This is a genomic window from Xanthomonas arboricola (assembly GCF_003353015.1).
Lineage (GTDB): Bacteria > Pseudomonadota > Gammaproteobacteria > Xanthomonadales > Xanthomonadaceae > Xanthomonas > Xanthomonas arboricola_E.
In genome coordinates this window covers 1,436,417-1,452,802 of record NZ_QREM01000009.1, presented here as the reverse complement: position 1 = coordinate 1,452,802, position 16,386 = coordinate 1,436,417, and the positions used below count along the sequence as shown (strand labels likewise).

Below are 16,386 nucleotides of genomic sequence, written 5' to 3'. Positions count from 1 at the left end.
GTGGCGGCGGCCTCATCACATGCGCATGTGCATGCTGTGCCGTATTCGTCAGGGGAAACGTCGATGATCGTCAAATCAGAACGCAACAAACAGGCCGACGTGGTGCTGGCTTTCTGGGAACTGGCCGGCCCGGCCCGCTGGTTCACCCATAACGATGCGTTCGATGCCAACTTCCGCCAGCATTTCAGCGAGCAGCACTTCGCGGCGGCGCGTGGCGAGTATGCGCACTGGATGGAACGCGCCGAAGATGCACTGGCCTTGCTGATCCTGCTCGACCAATTCCCGCGCAACGCGTTCCGCGGCAGTGCGCATGCCTATGCCACGGATGGCCTGGCGCTGTCCCAGGCCAGGCAGGCGCTCGCCAGCGGCTTCGATCAGCAGGTCTCGGCGCAGTTGCGGCTGTTTTTCTACCTGCCGTTCGAGCATGCCGAAGACCTGCAGGAGCAGGCGCGTTCGGTGCAGCTGATCACCGCGCTGGACGATGCGGAAACCACGCGCTGGGCGGTGGAGCACCAGCAGATCATCCAGCGCTTCGGACGCTTCCCGCATCGCAATGCGGTGCTGGGACGCGAGACCACCGCCGAAGAGCAGCGGTTTCTCGATGAAGGTGGATTTGCCGGCTGAGGGACGGCGACGGATGTCGCTCGCCTTGAGGAGTCTGATAACGCGCGTACTAAGAGATTCCAGCAATATCACTGCGCGGCCGTCAGGCGGGGGCGGATGGTGTTCGCCATCGGCATGTACCACTCTTACACTGCGCTTCAGAGCGCGCCGTCCGCACCCGCCTTACGACTCGCCACGTTGTCTGATACACCGGGAGTTTCAGCAAACATGCAGCGCGGAATAGCGCAGCTCGATGATTCAGGTCACTGCGCTTGCCCTTGATGTCAGTCGTTCCAAGGCGATGCCCAGGGCGCGGTCATCGAACAGCCTGTCTTTCCGCACGGCTGCGTCCGGGCCGCCCGGCCAGTGGCGTATACCCTCGCGCATGTCTGCCACTTGCGGGGAGATACTTTCCTGCACAATTAGCCAGTCAACCGTTGCCAGCAACTCCATGCCGAAAGGAGATTCAAAGCCATCGATCAAGGCCGCAGTAGCTTCCAGTGCCGGCACATACTGTCTGGCTTCGCTCTTGAGATAGGTCTGGACAAAGCTTTTGCGGGCATCATCGAACCAGATGATATCTAGGGGATCAGCGTCGCCGATTCGCTTGTCACAGTGGAGATAGCTGCCGTCCAGCCCGTCCAGAAGATGGCGTAGACGGTCGGCATACGGCCCGTACTTGTGTGGCGCAAAGCGCAAATCCAGGGTGGGCAAGCCCGCGCGCTCGATGTTGCGTTCAAGGAACCATGCAAGTTTCTGGATTTCCAGCAGGCTGCATTCCACGCCTAGTACCCAATAGCGGCGTACCAGTTCGGCAATCAATGCGCGTGCTGGAGTCAGCTTCTCCACGCCGGAGCGCTTTGCGACGTTTTGATACTTCGCAGTGGGCTCAAACACGAGAATGTTGGTTTCCAGACCGGCCAGCGCCTCTTCGATCAGCGGACGCACCTCGGCCCAGTCCAAGCCGCCATTGCCTGCGCCCAGTGGCGGGATGGCAATCGATTCGACCCTGTTCTCGATCAAGAAGATGCGCAGATCCTGCAATCCTTCCTTAATCCATTCGATTCGCGAATCGCCACGCCAGTGCTGTTTGGTCGGAAAGTTGATGATCCAGCGTGGTCCGTTCAGTTCGTTGACCGCAGTGACGAACACCTTGCCGGTGCGCACCTGCTTTGCCTTGCAGGCAGCGGCATACCGGAGGAAATTTTCGTTGAAGCGCTCCTTGAACATCAGCGCAATACCCTTGCCCATCACGCCGACGGTGTTGACCGTGTTGACCAATGCCTCGACACGCGCCTGCAGCAAATTTCCTTGCGTGAACGTAATCATCAAAAGTACCACTCGGGGCGGGCATAAACGGGAAGTGTCAGGTTGCGAGCCTTGAGTTGATGCTCGATGGACAGCTTCATGTCGTCCGTGTAGCACACGATGCCGAGTAAGCCATCGACTGGCAAGTATCGGTGCACCAATGCTTCGGCCTGATATCGCTCGAACTTGGCCGGGTCCTCCTGGTCGCGCCGAAAATCGCGCGCCTGGAGTAATGGCCAGTCGATCTTGTCGAGGTTGGCCAAATCGGAATGGAACGTTGTCAACTGATAATAGGCGTGGCTGTCGGTGAACAGGAAGGACCATCCTCGTGCCGCGACATGATGTAGGCCAGCAACGAGTATCACAATCTCTTCGTTCGTCCGTCGTTGAATACCTCCCCAGCCGGTATGGATGTTGCGCAGCATCGGCGAAAATGGAGTGAAGTAGAACGGCACGTAATCGTTCAGGACCCCGCCTGGTGCGAGCGGCACAGGATGAGTGGCGCGCTTGTCGATCAACTCCGGGTTGCCGATGCTGACCCAGTCAGAACTCAGCAGGCCGCTGTTACCGCAATGCAGGCCGTTGTCCAGGATCCAGGGCAGGTTGTCGCGATGAACGATGCGCCAGATCAGGGCTTTTTTGGGGTTGAGATTGGGATAGTGCCTAGACATCCGTCAATCCTGATCCCTATCGCATGGCTCGATGCGTGAATGGCTGGTTGAGACTGTCATAGCTAGCAGGCCGGTGGAATTTCCTGTCGCAGCGGAAACCAGAGTCTGCAGGCCACAGAAGAGATTTTCCCGCCTGTAACGGGGCTTGCAGATCGTGCCCAGCGTGTGGATTGACCGATTGTAGCCAGCTCGGCACGGGTTGGCGGAATAGCTGGCCGAAACGTTCTTGCAACGAGAGACGGGCGCTCACTGGAGCGCCCGTCTCTCCGTGCCGCGCTGTTAACACTGGCGCGACGCGTCTGTGCTCAGTACTTGGCGACGCCGTTGTCCACGTCGTCCGACCATGCGTCGATGCCGCCGGTGACGTTGTAGACGTTGCTGAAGCCCAGCCCGCGGAAGTGCTCGGCCGCCTGCAGGCTGCGCCCGCCACGGTGGCACAGGAACGCCAGCGGGGTGTCCTTGGGCAGTTGTTCGATAGCGGCGCGCTCGTGCACATCCAGGGTACGGAACGGTGCATTGACCGTGGCCAGTGCGCGCTCATCGGCCGGGCGCACGTCCACCAGGGTCAGCGTGCCGGCCTTCAGGCGGTCGTCGGCGTCGCGCACCGACAGCTCCTGCACCGGCTTGGGCGCGTTGGGATTGTCGATGGCCAGGCCACGACCACGGATGTCGTCCACCCAGTCGATGGTGATGCCGTCGGCGCGGCGGGCGCTGGCCAGGTCGAACTGCACGCGCAGGCCGTTGGATTCGGCGGCGATGGCGTTGGGGTTGGTCGGCGCCAGCTGGAAGTTGGGCTGGAAGTTGGCATCGATGGCCAGCGTCAGCGAGGCATCCGGGGCATCGGCCAGCGCGCCCTTGAGCATCTCCACCGCGGCAGGGGTGATGGTGATCCTGGGCGGAGTCCGGTCTGGCGCCTGCAGGCCGAGCATGCTGCTCAACTCGCCGCTGTCGGCCATCTGCAGGATGATGTCGCTGCCGCCGATCAGTTCGCCGTCCACGTACAGCTGCGGAATGGTCGGCCAGTCGCCATAGGCCTTGATGCCTTCGCGGATCTCCTGGTCGGCCAGCACGTTGACGTGGGCATAGTCGATGCCCAGGCCGTCCAGCACGCCGACCGCCTTGGCCGAAAAACCGCATTGCGGCATGCCGGGCTGGCCTTTCATGAAGAGCACCACGCGGCTGGATTGCAGCAGCGTATCGATGCGGGAACGCAGGGCGGGATCGAGGGACATGGCAGCACTTCGGTCAGATCGTGGAGTCCGGGCATTCTACGCCGCGTGGCATCATGCGGCATGACCACGCTTCAAACGCTGTATCGCATCCCCTCGCACCCGTACCGCTGGGTCGGCCTGCTGGCCCTCTCGCAGGCAGCGGTGGCGCTGCTGTGGTGGCATCTGGGCTGGGTCTGGGGCGTGCCGGCGCTGCTGCTGTCGCATGCGGTGTTCGTGGTGCCGGTGTTCCTGCCGCGCGCGCGCCTGTACGCACCGGTGCTGGCGCGCCTGCCGGGCCGCGCGCCGCAGGTGTGGCTGACCATCGACGATGGCCCCTCCGACGACACCCCGGCGATCCTGGACCTGCTCGACGCCTACGATGCCCAGGCAACGTTCTTCGTGGTCGGGGCACGCGCCGAGCGGCGGCCTGAACTGGTGCGCGAGATCGTGCGCCGCGGGCACGGGATCGGCAACCACAGTCATACCCATCCGCAGGCCTGGTTCTGGGCGCTGGGACCGCGCCGCATGGCGCAGGAGATCGGCCTGGCCCAGCGCACCCTGGCTGCCATCACCGGACAGGCGCCGCGCCTGTACCGCTCGGTGGTCGGCATGACCAATCCCTTCGTCGCCTCGCCGCTGCGTGCGCACGGGCTGACCCGCGTGGCCTGGAGCGCGCGCGGTTTCGACGGGGTGCGCTGCGAGCCGGAGGCCACCGTGGCCCGCATCGTGCGCGACCTGCGCCCCGGCGCGATCGTGCTGCTGCACGAAGGCGCCGCGCACGGCCACAACCTCACCATCCTGCGCGGCGTGCTGGAAGCGATGCGCGCGCGCGGCCTGGCGGGGCGGCGTCCGGACTGAGGTCCTGCGGACCGCGTCGCGATGAGGTGACGCGGGCCCACGCAGGGATGATCCATCGTCCGTGTCTGCCGGACCTGCTCCGGTATGGCGCATCGTCGGTAGTGCCGGAGCCGCCCGGAGCCAGCGGCGTCGAAACCCGGCGCTGATCCACGCATGTATTGACAGCGATTTAACGTGGATCGACCATGCGCCCCCAGCCAGCAAACGGTGCGCGCCTTTCGAGGGCGCTGCCGGCGCCAGCCTCAAGCCGTCATCGACGGCCATCTCCGCTCTTGAGGCTGACTCCATGTCCCATTGCATCGTCACTGCGCGCGCTGTCATGCGTGCAGATTTCCGTTCGCCGCAGCTCCCGCTGGCGTCGTCCCTGCTGGCGCTGGCCTGCGCGTGGCCGTTGGCGGCTGCGGCGCAGTCGGGCACGCGCGACCCGGTCGATCTGGACCGCCTGCAGATCCAGGCCCATCGCGGCGCCGCGACCGAAGGCACCGATTCCTACACTGCCGATGTCGCGCGCAGTTCGACCCGGCTGGAGCTGTCGCTGCGCGAGACGCCGCAGTCGGTGGTGGTGGTGACCCGCCAGCAGATCCTCGACCGCAACCTGCAATCGCTGCAGGACGTCACCGACACCGTCGCCGGCTTCAACTCGCCGACCTGGGACACCGAGCGCACCTACATCAATGCGCGCGGCTTCGAAGTGGACTACTACCGCATCGACGGCATTCCCACCGACTACACCGGCGATGTGCAGCAGAACATGGCGATCTACGACCGGGTGGAAATCGTCCGCGGCGCCAACGGCCTGACCTCCGGCGCGGGCAACCCGGCGGCATCGATCGACCTGGTGCGCAAGCATGCCGACAGCGATGTGTTCACCGGTCGCGTCGATCTGTCGGCAGGGCGCTGGGACCGCTATCGCGGCACGCTCGACCTGCAATCGCCGTTGAACGCCGCCGGCAACGTGCGTGGACGGGTGGTTGCCAGCTACGAGGACAAGCAGTCGTTCCGCGATTACTACAGCAAGCAGTCGTCGCTGTTCTACGGCATCGTCGATGCGGATTTCAGCGATGCCACCCGCGGCTACATCGGCGTCAACAAGCAGCGCAACGACGGCCGCGGCACCACCTGGGGCGGCGTGCCGGCGTACTTCAGCGACGGCAGCCGCACCGACTTTGCACGCTCGGATTCGTTCACGCCGCGCTGGGCGCGCGGCGTGGCCGACACCACCAATGCCTTCGCAGGCCTGACCCATCGCTTCGACAACGGTGCACAGCTGCACGTGGAGTACTCGCATCAGCGTTTCGAAGCCGATTGGAAGTCGGTGCTGTTCGGCTACTTCGATTACCCGGACCGCGCTACCGGCCTGGGCCTTGCCACCAACTTTGGTGGGCGCTATCCCGCACTCACTGCGCAAAACAGCCTGGATGCCTACCTCAGCGTGCCGCTGACCTGGTGGGGCCGCAACCACGAACTGGTCGCCGGTGCCACCTGGATGAACCGCAACGTGCGCAGCTGGTCCAACGGGCCGCAGCCGTCGCAGCTGCTGACGGCCGAAAGCGTCTACGCCTGGACCGGCAGCATGGCGCAGCCGCAATGGACGCCGCTGGTGAAGGGCGAAGAGCGCGATGTGCGCCAGGTAGCCGCTTACGCTGCCGGACGTTTCAGCCTGACCGACGCGCTCACCGCCATCGTCGGCGCACGCGTCACCGACTGGAAGAACACCGATCAGCTGGTGCCGGCCAACACCTACGAGCGCCGTGGCCGCACCACGCCGTACGCCGGCCTGATCCTGGACGTGGACGACCACCATTCGCTCTACGCCAGCTACACCGGCATCTTCAAGCCGCAAAACAACCGTGACCGCAGCGGGCGCTATCTCGCCCCGCTGGAAGGCAACAGCTACGAGGTCGGCGCCAAGGGCGAATACCTCGGCGGCCAGCTCAACGCGGCGCTGGCGGTGTTCCGGATCGAGCAGGACAACCCGGCGGTCAACGACCCCGGACAGTTCGTGCCCGGCACCACCACTCAGGCCTTCCTTGCGGCGAAGGGCACGGTCAGCCAGGGCGTGGAATTCCAGCTCGACGGGCAGCTGTCCGAGCAGTGGCGGATCGCGTTCGGCTTTGCCCAGTTCGATGCCAACGATGCCAGCGGCGTCGATGTGAATCCAACCAGCCCGCGTCGCGAAGCTACCTTGTTCACCAGCTGGCAAACCGGCCCGTGGCGCGTGGGTGGTGGGCTGAGCTGGCAGTCGGCCATCCACGAATTGATGTCCGGGCCACAGGGCAGCACGCAGCGGTTGAGCCAGGGAAGCGTGGTGCTGGCCAACGCGATGGCGCGCTACGACATCAACCAGGCATGGTCGGCGCAGCTCAACGTGCGCAACCTGTTCGACCGCACGTACTACGCCAACATCGTCTACCAGAGCCAGCTGATCTACGGCGACCCGCGCGATGTGGAGCTGACGCTGTCCTGGAAGTTCTGACCTTGCGCAAGACGGCACGCTTTCGCGGCATCCGTGCCGCCGAAGGTCCCGCGGCGGTGGGCGGGCAGGGACCAGACGAGATGGTCGTTGTGCATGGCCTTCAACAAAGCAGCCTGCAAACTCTCTGGCGCGGTGCCCTTACCGCTTGCGGGACCGTGTGGCGGCAAGGATGCCGCCGCGGAGCCGCCACGGACGGATTCACGGCGTGTCCCGCGAGCGGTGAGGGCGCCGCGCACTCGGCTAACCAAGCCTTTGCCTGCATCTAAACGGCGGTGACTCGATGGCTTGGTTGTCCCGAAGTGATTGGTCGGCGCGGATGGATCAGTTGTAGAGCGGCTGCTCTGCGGCTTGGCTGCATGGCCCTTGCCCGCCCACCATCGCGGGACACGCCGTGAATCCGTCCATGGAGGCTCTTACGCGGCATCCATGCCGCGTAAGGTCCCGCGANCGCGGGACACGCCGTGAATCCGTCCATGGAGGCTCTTACGCGGCATCCATGCCGCGTAAGGTCCCGCGACGGTGGGCGGGCAAGGACCTCTCGGGATGGTCGGTGTGCAGGGTTTTTCAAGAAGGCAACCAGCGGATTCTCTGGTGCGGTGAGGATACTGGCCTGGGACAACGTGGCCTGGGATCATCCCCATTACGTCAACAGCGGCTGTCAAAACAACTGCGCGGCCGGTGCTCGATGCCGCATGCCGCGCCTCAATCCTGGTCCTTGCGTGCCGTCCACATCCCATCCGGCGACCGCGCGTTACGTCTTGTCAGCCGTTCTAAAGCGAGCCAAGTGCTTCGTGCAGCGCCTCAGCGCGGCTCGGCCACGATCAGCCAGTTGTTGAACGGCGTGTTGCCATACAACGGCGCAAATGTCGCACGCAGACCGGCGGCATCCAGCTGCGCCTGCAGGCTGTCGCGGGTGGGATAACTGCGCGGCATGCGCTGCATCCAGCCGCTCAGATGCGCCAGCACGTCGGTCACCCGGCTGGTGCGGCCACGGCTGCTGGCATCGCCCAATGCGCTGCGGATCACCAGCTTCGCGCCCGGCGTCAGCATCTGCGCCACGCTGCGCAGCAGGCTGGCCTGCATGTCGGCCTGCAGATACTGCAGCACATCCAGAATGGTCACGCTGCCGCGGTGCTGCGGCCAGGCCACGCTCAGGTCGACCACCGCGAACTGCGTATTGCCCAGTGCCGAGCGCTGCGCGATGTGTTGCGCGCGGCGGATCTTGGACGCGTCCACATCCACCCCGTGATACGCCAGTGCCTGGCCGTCGGCACGCAATGCGTGCGCGAGCAGGCCCAGCCCGCAGCCCAGATCCAGCACCGGCGCGGTGGTGTTGCGCAACTCGGCCAGCACGCCCGGATACAGCGGGTCGGTACGCAGCTTGGCCTGGGTGTAGTAGTAGTCGTAGCGATTGCCCAGCGGATGCGGCGGCAGGAACGCGCGCGCGATCGCCAGCGCCTGCGTACGGCTCATGGGTTGGGTAGCGGTGCTGTGCAATGTCGTTCCTTGGCAATGAGGCGTGGTGCGCGGCTAGCTTAGGGCATCGCGCGCTGCAGGCAGTGCCAATGCGGTCCAGCGCGCATACATGGCGCCGGAGGGGTGCAGGCCATCGTCGACCAGCATGTCGGCCGCGTCGCCGCCATCGCGGCTGGTGGCGGTGATGTCGACAAAGCGTACCGAGCGTGCAGCGCAGCGTTCGGCGGCCACGCGGTTGAAGGCATCGATCTGGGCACCGATCAGCGCCGCATCGCCGCCGTGCGCATGCGCAAACGGGGTCAGCCCCCAGTCCGGAATCGACAGCACGAACACGCGCGGCGCAATACCGCCGGCCAAGTCGATCGCACGCAGCAACAACGCATCGAACTGGCTGCGGTACGCGTCCAGCAAGCGCCCGCGGTATTGATTGTTGACACCGATCAGCAGGCTCACCAGCTCAAATGGCCCCTGCGGGGCGGCCGTATCGATGCCGGCCTGCAACTCGTCGGTGGTCCAGCCGGTGGTGGCGATGATCTGCGGCGGCGCCACATTCCAGCCGTAGGCGTGCAAGCCATCAACCAGTTGCACCGGCCAGCGCTGCCCGGGGGAAACGCCTTCGCCGATGGTGTAGGAATCGCCGAGCGCCAGATAGCGCAGCGGCGTGCCGGCCGCCGCCATCAGGCCACGCTGCGTGACTTGAGCGGCACCACCTTGGTGACCGCCTCGGCGCGGCGCGTCAGCGCACGGTCGATGCGTGCGAACACATCGCGCATCACTGCCGCTTCCGGCATCAATGTGACGCGGAAATGGTGACGGTAGGGCACGTTGAAACTGGAACCCGGCACCACCAGCACGCCTTCCTCGTTCATCAGGTCGAGCGCGAATTCATGGTCGTCGAAGTTGCGCGCGGCCGGGCCGACCACCGCCGGGAACGCGTACAGCGCACCGGCCGGCGCCACCAGCGACAAATGCTCGCTGGCCGCGCAGGCCTCGATCACCGCGCGGCGGGTTTCGTACAGGCGGCCGCCCGGCGCACACAGTGCCGAGATGGTGTCCGGCCCGTTGACGGCCGCGTCGATGGCGTACTGGCCCGGCACGTTGGCGCACAGGCGCAGCGCGCCGAGCAGGTCCATCGCGTTACGCAGGTCGTTGATGCGCGATTGCTCGCCCGACAGCAGCGCCCAGCCCACGCGCCAGCCGCAGGCGCGGTGCACCTTGCTCAGGCCGCTGAAGGTGATGCATGGGTGCGCACCGGCCAGTGGCGCCACCGGCACGAAGGCGGCGTCGTCGTAGAGCACCTGGTCGTAGATCTCATCGACCATCAGCAGCAGGTTGTGCTTGCTGGCGATGGCTACGATGCGCTCCAGCAGCTCGCGCGAGTAACTGGCGCCGCTGGGATTGTTCGGATTGATCAGCACGATGGCGCGGGTGCGCGAAGACACCAATGTCTCGATTTCCACCGGGTCCGGCTGGAAGCCGTTTTCCGGCGCGCAGCGGTAATACACCGGGCGGCCGTCGTTGAGGATGGTAGCCGCCGACCACAATGGATAGTCGGGCGAGGGCACCAGCACTTCGTCGCCGGGATTGAGCAGCGCACGCAGCGACAGGTCGATCAGCTCGCTGACGCCGTTGCCGACGAAGATGCGGTCCGGATGCGCATCCGGATGCTGGCGCCGCGCATATGCGGTGGCGATGGCCTCGCGCGCTTCCGGCAGGCCTTGCTGATGGGTGTATGGATCGGTGCGGCCCATGTCGTCGGCGATCGCACGCTGCAGATGCTCCGGCGCACGGAACCCGAACGCGCCCGGGTTACCGATATTGAGCTTGATCAGCTTGCGGCCCTGCGCCTCCAGCTCCCGCGCTCGTCGCGCCAGCTCGCCCCGGATTTCGTAGCGGACTTCGGACAGACGCTCGCGGATGGCGAGCGGCTTTTGCGGGGCAGTGGACATACGGCAGGCCGGTTGTAGGCGTGAGGCTTGGCATGGTAGCGGAAATAGGGCAGGCGGGCATGCTTGCATCGGCAACGATGTCAAGGGGCGCTTCAGGCCAGGCACGGGGCCGAATGCACAAGCCACTGCGGCCGGCCAGCTAGAATCGCCCCATGAGCAACGCAGCCCCCGATTACCCCACCCTCCAATCCATCGGCTGGCCCTGGCCCGGGCCGCCGGAAGAGGCGTCCTGGCAGGCGGTCTTCGCCGCGCATCCGCAGGCGCTGCCGGCGCGGGTGGTGGAGCAGCACCGTACCGGCTATGTGGTGGCCGATACCCCGGAGGCCAGTCTCAAGGCCGAGTCGTTGCCGGAGTGGCAGCGGCCGCGGTTTCCCAGCCATGAGCGGGCGGCGGTCGGCGATTGGGTGCTGATGGAGGGCAAGCGCATCGTGGCGCTGCTGCCGCGGCGTACCTCGATCAAGCGCGGTGCGGCCGGCGAGCATTACCACCAGCAGGTGATCGCGGCCAATATCGATACGGTGTTCATCGTGTGCGGGCTGGATGCGGACTTCAATCCGCGCCGCATCGAGCGCTATCTGCTGCTGGTCGGCGGTGGCGGTGCCGAGCCGGTGGTGGTGCTGACCAAGGCCGACCAGACCGAATACGCCGAGGATGCATTGGCGGTGCTGGAGGAGCTGGAGGCGCAGAACATCGCGCTGCGCGCGGTCAATGCCAAGGATCCGGACAGCGTGGCGGCGCTGCGGCCGTGGCTGGGCGATGGCCGCACCGCGGTGCTGGTGGGCTCGTCCGGTGCCGGCAAGTCGACGCTGACCAATACCTTGCTCGGGTCGCAGAAGATGAAGACCAATGCGGTGCGCGAGAACGATTCGCGCGGCCGGCATACCACCACCCATCGCGCCTTGATTCCGTTGCCGAGTGGCGCCTGCCTGATCGATACGCCGGGCATGCGCGAGCTCAAGCCGACCGGCGAGGAAGATCTTGCCGAAGGCGGCTTCTCCGATGTGGAGGCGCTGGCGGCGCAATGCCGCTTCAACGATTGCGCGCATATCGCCGAGCCTGGTTGTGCGGTGCGTGCGGCGATCGAGGCCGATACGCTGGACCCGGAGCGGGTGTCCAACTACATGAAGCTGCGCGTGGAAGTGGCCGCAGCGGCCGAAAAGCTCGCCACGCGCCTGGCGCAGAACAACCGGGGCAAGGGATCGGGCCGGCGGCCTGCCAGCGTCGATCGCACCGGGCGACGCTGAGCATGCCGTTGCGCAAGGGCCCGCCGGACATCGTCCACCACGCGGCGCTGGATGCGCGCCTGGTCAAGGCCGTACGCGGCGTGCGCCTGCTGGCGCTGGCCAGCTGGCCACGCTCGCTGCAGGAGCCATTTTTGCAGAGCGTGGCACGCGGGCAGCCGGAGCTGCCGCAGGTGGAATACCCGGCGCTGGATTTTGCCGAGACCCGGCGCGAACTGTCCGCGATCGCCAGGGCGGCCGACCCGCACCATCCGATCGGCGCCTACCTGATCGATTCGACCCATAGCTGGGATCTGGCCGCCGGCCTGCTGGAGTCGCTGGGCACTGCGGCGGTCAGCGATTACTCGGCGCAGCTGTTCGGCGTGCCCGACGATCCGATGCCGGGCAATGGCCCGAGCACGCGCGAGGCGGCGCGGCATTTCATCCAGATCGCGCAGGAGCTGGATCGCGAGCTGCTGGCGCCGGAAGAGCAGGTGCCGGTGTCGGCCACCGCCTTGCGCATGCAGTTGCAGAACGATCTGGACGGGTTCTTCGAAGGGCGCGTCATCACCGTCACGCTGGATCCGGATCTGCTGGCCAAGGCGGCGGCCGGCGCGCATCGCATCCGCCTGCGCAGCGGTGCGACCTTCAGCGATTACGACCGCGCGCAGTTGTTCCATCACGAAGCGCTGGTGCATTCGCTCACCGCGCTCAACGGCCGCGCGCAGCTGCATCTGCCCAGCCTGGGCATTTCCTCGCCGCGGACCACCGCGACGCAGGAAGGCCTGGCGACGTTTGCCGAGCAGATCACCGGCAGCATCGATATCGAACGCATGAAACGCATCAGCCTGCGTATCGAGGCGATTGCGATGGCGCGCGCCGGCGCGGACTTCATCGAGGTCTTCCGTTATTTCAGCGTCAGTGGTCAGAGCGCGGCGGAGAGCTTTTCCTCGGCGCAGCGCGTGTTCCGCGGCGTCCCCACTTCCGGCGGCGGCGCCTTCACCAAGGACACGGTGTACCTGCGCGGGCTGGTCGCGGTGCATACGTTCTTCCGGCATGCCCTGCAGCGCGACCAGTTGCAGCTGTGCCGTTACCTGTTCGCCGGCAAGATGGCCCTGGGCGATGTGGCGCGCCTTGCGCCCTTGTTCGACAGCGGCGTGCTGGTCGCCCCGCGCTGGTTGCCGCCGTGGGTGAGCCGGGTCAGCGGGCTGGCCGGCATGCTGGCGTTCTCGTTGTTCGCCAATCGCATCCGCATGGATCAGCTGCAGCCGCCGGCGATGAATGTCTGAGCGTCGTTACCAGCGGTTGCGACCACTTGCCGGGTCACTGGGAACGCGCGCCGCGACCTCGGTGGTCGCACGTCACTCGTGGATGCCGCGCGGCGCAGACTACCCGCCCTGACTGCATGGCCGCCCCAGGTGGCGCTGAACCGCATGCGTGGCGCAGACGCGTTCTACACGATGTTGCAACGGGCTGATCCGGACACTGATCGCCTCGCCCGAGACGGGCAATGATGCGAGGCAATGCGATGAAGATCCTGATGGTGCTCACTTCCCACGATCGACTCGGCGATACCGGCAAGAAAACCGGGTTCTGGCTGGAAGAGTTCGCCGCGCCGTACTACGTCTTCAAGGATGCCGGCGCCGACATCACCCTGGTTTCGCCCAAGGGCGGCCAGCCGCCGCTGGATCCCAAGAGCGACGAACCCGACGCGCAGACCGAAGCGACCAAGCGCTTCAAGCAGGACGCCGATGCGCAGAAGGCCCTGGCAAGCACGCATCGCCTGGCGGACGTGAAGGCCGAGGACTTCGATGCGGTGTTCTATCCGGGCGGGCATGGTCCGCTGTGGGACCTGGCCGAAGACGCGGATTCGATCGCGCTGATCGAGGCCTTCGCCGCAGCCAACAAGCCGCACGGCCTGGTCTGCCACGCACCGGGTGTCTTGCGCCGCGTCAAGGGCAGCGATGGCAAGCCGCTGGTCAACGGCCGCCGCGTCACCGGCTTCACCAACAGCGAGGAAGAGGGCGTGGGCCTGACCAAGATCGTGCCATTCCTGGTCGAAGACGTGCTGACCGAGCTCGGCGGACGTTACGAGAAAGGCGCCGACTGGGGTGTGTATGTGATCACCGACGGCACGCTGATTACCGGCCAGAATCCCGCGTCGTCGGAGAAGGCGGCCGAGGCACTGCTCGAGTTGTCCAAGCGCTGATCCTGCGATGCCCCACGGTGACGCACGGGCGGCCACCGGAAGACCCCACGGCTACTGATGTGGAGCGGCGAACAAAACGTGGCGATCACTCGTCGGCGCGGCGCGGACGGTGCGCAGCGACCGAGTGCAAGCGCGATACACCCCGGTACCGAGCGCCGGCCGCACCCGTCTGACAGGGAGCGCAGGCGTTTCCAGCGGTCTCCATGCTGCGCTTTCAGACTGGCGCAGCATCCGCCAGCTGACGCAAGCCAGTGCCCGCAACCAAGCGCGCCGGCCATCCCGACCGGTCCTTGCCCGCACGCCGTCGCGGGACCTTGCGCAGCCTGGATGCCGCGCAAGGGCTTGCAAGACTCGCAGCGTATCCCGCGGTGGCGGGCGGGCAAGGGCCCTGCAGCCGGGTCACAGATCGTCCGCTCTAGCCGCACATCGTCCGTGCTGCAGGAGCGCTACGCGCCTGCACCATCTCGTTCAAGCAATACGCTCCAGCCAGCGCACCGCATAAGCCGGCAGTACCAGCCGCATGGCATCGCTCAGCGATTCGGTAGCCGCCTCGCTGCCATCCGCCAGCATCTTCCACCGGCCTCCCCCAAGTGCGGCAAGCTCCACCGTCAGCGGTTGCTCGCCGAAATTGTGCACGGCCAGGAAGTCATCGCCACGCGTCAACGCAAACAGACGTGCATCGCCCAGCGCAATGCTGCCCAGCGCCTGACTGGCAGCCAGTGCGGGGAGCGCAGCACGTTGCCGGATCAATCCACGCAACCGGCGATACACCGTGCCGCTCACGCTGGCTGCAGCATCGCGCTGTGCTGCACGCTGCCAATCCATCGCCGGGCGATGCAGCCAGCGGCCTTCGTGGCGACGCTGCGGATCGTCGCGGTAGCCGATGTCGTTGGGCAAGGCGAGTTCGTCGCCCATATAGATCAATGGCACACCCGGCATCGCCAGGGCGATGGCATAAAGCAACACCAGCCGATCCACTGCCAGGGCCAATGCTGCCGCGTCGCCCGATTCCTGCGCGGCCTGGATGCCGGCCAGCGCTGCGGCCATGCCGTTGGTGCCGTGCACGCCGTCGCCGCTGCTCTGGAAACTCTCGCCACGCGCATAGCTGCCCGGCACCTGGCTGGCGTAGAAGCGCGCGACATCGCGCAGCGCGAACGGCGGCTGCGCGGTGTTGCCGGCGGCTTCGTGTTGCAGCACGTTCCAGCCGATGTCGTCGTGGCAGCGCACATAGCTCAGCCATGCGCAGTTGGCCGGCAGTGGCGGGCTGTGCGCGATGACGTTGTGCAGGATGTCGCCGCGTTGCAAGGCCAGGGCCGACCAGCCGGCCGCCATCAGCGTGCTGTGATAGGCCAGGTGACATTCGTGGCCCTGGTCGGCACCGCTGCCGAAATAGGGCGGCAACTGCGTCATCGGCACGATGGCTTCGGCCTTCATCACCACCGACGGCGCAACGATGTCGGTGACCGCGCGCAGCGCCACCAGCAAGGTGTGCGCCTCGGGTTGATTCATGCAGTCAGTGCCGGGGCGCTTCCACAGGTAGGCGGTGGAATCCAGGCGGAAGGCCTCCACGCCCAGGTTGGCCAGCTGCAGCATCGCCAGCGCCATCTCGCCGAACACTGCCGGGTTGCTCCAGTTCAGATCCCACTGATAGGGATAGAAGGTGGTCCACATCCACCGGCCGGTGCCGGCCACCCAGGTGAAGTTGCCGGGCGCGGTGTGCGGGAAGACCTGCCCGAGCGTGGCTTCGTACTGATCGGGCTGCGTGCGATCGGCGAAGTGATGGTAGTAGTCGAGATAGCGCGCATCGCCGGCCCGCGCCGCCTGCGCCCAGGCGTGATCGTCGGCGGTGTGGTTGAGCACGAAATCGGCGCACAGGCTGATGCCGGCCTCGCGCAGGCGCGTGGTCAGCGCAACCAGGTCGTCGTTGCTGCCCAGGCCCGGCTCCACCTGGCCGTAATCGCTGACCGCAAAGCCGCCGTCGTTATCGCCAGCGCGTGCACGCAGGAACGGCAGCAGGTGCAGATAGCGCACGCCCAGCTCCTGCAGATACGGCACGCGTTCGGCCACGCCTTGCAGCGTGCCGGCGAAGCGGTCCACATAGGCGCTGTAGCCCAGCATGTGCTGCTCGCCGAACCAGCCGGGCTGGCGCATGACGTCCAGCTGTTGCAGCGCTTGCGGGCGCTGCTGTGCGAGGCTGCCCAACGCAGTCATCCACTGCGTCAGCCAGGCCGCTGTGTCGGGGCGTGCGCCGTACAGGGTGTGCAGGGCATCCAGCAGGCGCGGCGCGTGCCGGTCGAAGCGCGGCAACAGCGTGCTCGCACGCTGCGGGTCCAGCGGCGCGGCAAAGGCCGCGCGCACTGCAGTGAGATCGGTGGGGGAGGTGCTCATTGGAAAGCGCCGGGACC

The 16,386-nt window shown here is 66.2% G+C and carries 13 protein-coding genes; 6 read left to right on the top strand and 7 right to left on the bottom strand.

Annotated elements, in window-relative coordinates:
* Nucleotides 1–63 precede the first annotated feature (63 nt).
* Nucleotides 64–624, top strand: coding sequence for a DUF924 family protein (locus tag C0541_RS16735; protein ID WP_115050040.1), 561 nt, complete (start codon nucleotides 64–66; stop codon nucleotides 622–624).
* A gap of 237 nt (nucleotides 625–861) precedes the next feature.
* Here C0541_RS16735 and darG read toward each other — a convergent pair whose 3' ends face one another.
* The 3 genes from darG to grxD form a co-directional block, all read right to left on the bottom strand.
* The gene (gene darG / locus C0541_RS16730) at nucleotides 862–1,932 is read right to left on the bottom strand and encodes a type II toxin-antitoxin system antitoxin DNA ADP-ribosyl glycohydrolase DarG (RefSeq protein ID WP_115050038.1); all 1,071 of its coding nucleotides are present in this window, start codon (nucleotides 1,930–1,932) and stop codon (nucleotides 862–864) included.
* Entirely contained in the window at nucleotides 1,932–2,582 is a 651-nt protein-coding gene (gene darT / locus C0541_RS16725; protein ID WP_115050036.1) for a type II toxin-antitoxin system toxin DNA ADP-ribosyl transferase DarT, read from the bottom strand. The genes darG and darT overlap by 1 nt, the downstream gene beginning before the upstream one ends.
* Nucleotides 2,583–2,887: 305 nt before the next feature.
* On the bottom strand, nucleotides 2,888–3,814 hold the full coding sequence (gene grxD, locus C0541_RS16720; protein WP_115050034.1) for a Grx4 family monothiol glutaredoxin: 927 nt from the start codon (nucleotides 3,812–3,814) through the stop codon (nucleotides 2,888–2,890).
* Between the two features lie 60 nt (nucleotides 3,815–3,874).
* On the opposite strand from grxD, the gene C0541_RS16715 reads away from it, so the two are divergent.
* Both C0541_RS16715 and C0541_RS16710 read left to right on the top strand, forming a co-directional pair.
* Entirely contained in the window at nucleotides 3,875–4,651 is a 777-nt protein-coding gene (locus C0541_RS16715) for a polysaccharide deacetylase family protein (RefSeq protein ID WP_115050032.1), read from the top strand.
* 286 nt (nucleotides 4,652–4,937) lie between these two features.
* On the top strand, nucleotides 4,938–7,127 hold the full coding sequence (locus tag C0541_RS16710; protein WP_115050030.1) for a TonB-dependent siderophore receptor: 2,190 nt from the start codon (nucleotides 4,938–4,940) through the stop codon (nucleotides 7,125–7,127).
* An 801-nt stretch (nucleotides 7,128–7,928) separates the two neighbouring features.
* Here C0541_RS16710 and C0541_RS16700 read toward each other — a convergent pair.
* Genes C0541_RS16700 through C0541_RS16690 form a run of 3 tightly spaced genes read right to left on the bottom strand, consistent with a single transcriptional unit; the run spans nucleotide 7,929 to nucleotide 10,552 of the window.
* The gene (locus C0541_RS16700) at nucleotides 7,929–8,600 is read right to left on the bottom strand and encodes a methyltransferase (protein ID WP_115050028.1); all 672 of its coding nucleotides are present in this window, start codon (nucleotides 8,598–8,600) and stop codon (nucleotides 7,929–7,931) included.
* Between the two features lie 57 nt (nucleotides 8,601–8,657).
* Nucleotides 8,658–9,281 (bottom strand): SGNH/GDSL hydrolase family protein, encoded by a 624-nt coding sequence (locus C0541_RS16695; RefSeq protein ID WP_115050026.1) that lies wholly within the window; start codon nucleotides 9,279–9,281, stop codon nucleotides 8,658–8,660.
* Nucleotides 9,281–10,552, bottom strand: a complete 1,272-nt coding sequence (locus C0541_RS16690) for a pyridoxal phosphate-dependent aminotransferase (RefSeq protein WP_115050024.1) — start codon at nucleotides 10,550–10,552, stop codon at nucleotides 9,281–9,283. Before C0541_RS16690 ends, C0541_RS16695 begins: the two co-directional genes overlap by 1 nt.
* Before the next feature lie 152 nt (nucleotides 10,553–10,704).
* On the opposite strand from C0541_RS16690, the gene rsgA reads away from it, so the two are divergent.
* From rsgA to C0541_RS16675, 3 genes are all read left to right on the top strand, one after another.
* Nucleotides 10,705–11,796, top strand: a complete 1,092-nt coding sequence (gene rsgA / locus C0541_RS16685) for a ribosome small subunit-dependent GTPase A (RefSeq protein WP_115050022.1) — start codon at nucleotides 10,705–10,707, stop codon at nucleotides 11,794–11,796.
* Between the two features lie 2 nt (nucleotides 11,797–11,798).
* Entirely contained in the window at nucleotides 11,799–13,061 is a 1,263-nt protein-coding gene (locus C0541_RS16680; RefSeq protein ID WP_115050020.1) for a flavohemoglobin expression-modulating QEGLA motif protein, read from the top strand.
* Nucleotides 13,062–13,300: 239 nt separating this feature from the next.
* A complete protein-coding gene (locus tag C0541_RS16675; protein WP_115050018.1) occupies nucleotides 13,301–13,981 on the top strand; it encodes a type 1 glutamine amidotransferase domain-containing protein in 681 nt (226 codons plus the stop codon).
* 468 nt (nucleotides 13,982–14,449) lie between these two features.
* On the opposite strand, the gene C0541_RS16665 is transcribed toward C0541_RS16675, so the two are convergent.
* Nucleotides 14,450–16,369: an alpha-amylase family protein gene (locus tag C0541_RS16665; RefSeq protein WP_115050014.1), complete on the bottom strand. Its 1,920-nt coding sequence runs from the start codon at nucleotides 16,367–16,369 to the stop codon at nucleotides 14,450–14,452.
* Between the last annotated feature and the right edge of the window lie 17 nt (nucleotides 16,370–16,386).